Below are 996 nucleotides of genomic sequence, written 5' to 3' on the forward strand. Positions count from 1 at the left end.
GCTTCCCGTTGGCCAACCGAATATGAACAACGGCAGCGTCCAATTTTGCGCCCATTTTTCCTGTGCTACTCAGCCCCTCACGAACGGCAATCATCTCACGCTGAGACACCGAGAAAGTAACATAAATTGGATCCTGGGTGACGATGGTCGCAAGCACTTCGTTCGGCGAGCCGATATAGTTACCGGCGGAATACTGGGAACGGCCTATACGGCCCTCCATTGGAGCACGGATCTGTGTATACCCTAGGTTCAGTTTGGCTTTTTCCAAAGCGGCCTGAAGCTGCGTGAGATTTCCTTTGGCTTCCCGCTGGTTGGCAAGCGCCACGTCCAATTGGGATTGAGATGCTGCACCTTTTGCAACAAGAACGCCTTGCCGCTTGGTTTCAATATCGGCCAGCGCAAGTGCGGATTTTCCCGATTCAATAGCGCCATTGGCCTGATCGATGGCCGCTTCATACGGTCCTTGCTCCATTGCGAAAAGCAGGTCACCTGCTTTCACATGCTGGCCTTCGATGAAGAGTTTTTGCTCCAGAAAACCCACAACGCGCGCTCGCAAGTGGACGATGTCCTTAGCTTCAACGCGTCCGCTAAAGGAAATGGTGGGTTTCAAGTCTTTCTTGATTGCTCTGACGACGGATACCGATGGAGGCGGTCCGGCGGATTGATCGTTTCCCTGCGCGGGAGAAACCCAGCTAAGTGCCATGGAAAAAAGGAGATATGTCGCTGCTCCAAATGATTGATGGGCGTGCTTATGCATCGTATCCCCTCTTCAAATGTAAGTTTTTGCTACCGGCTCGAACTCCCCCGTCGCGAGACGCCGGCCGATCTACAACCCTGTATTTATCCGCCTCCGTTCAGTTACCGTCAAGACAATTGCGCAACCGGAAGGCAGCCTGAAATTCCGTTGGACGTCCAATCCGGCACGGACAAAACAGGCTTGACTAACTCCCCGCGATCAAAGGGCCGAAACACAGTTTTGTGGCGTTGGTGCACATC

General features: G+C 53.2%; 1 protein-coding gene. It reads right to left on the minus strand.

Features of this window, described 5'->3' with window-relative positions:
• Positions 1-757, minus strand: a 757-nt coding sequence (locus AC1D17_RS29100) for an efflux RND transporter periplasmic adaptor subunit (protein ID WP_477568657.1), incomplete at its 3' end; no start/stop codon positions are given.
• Positions 758-996 lie beyond the last annotated feature (239 nt).

This window comes from Pararhizobium sp. P1_E7, assembly GCF_056405855.1.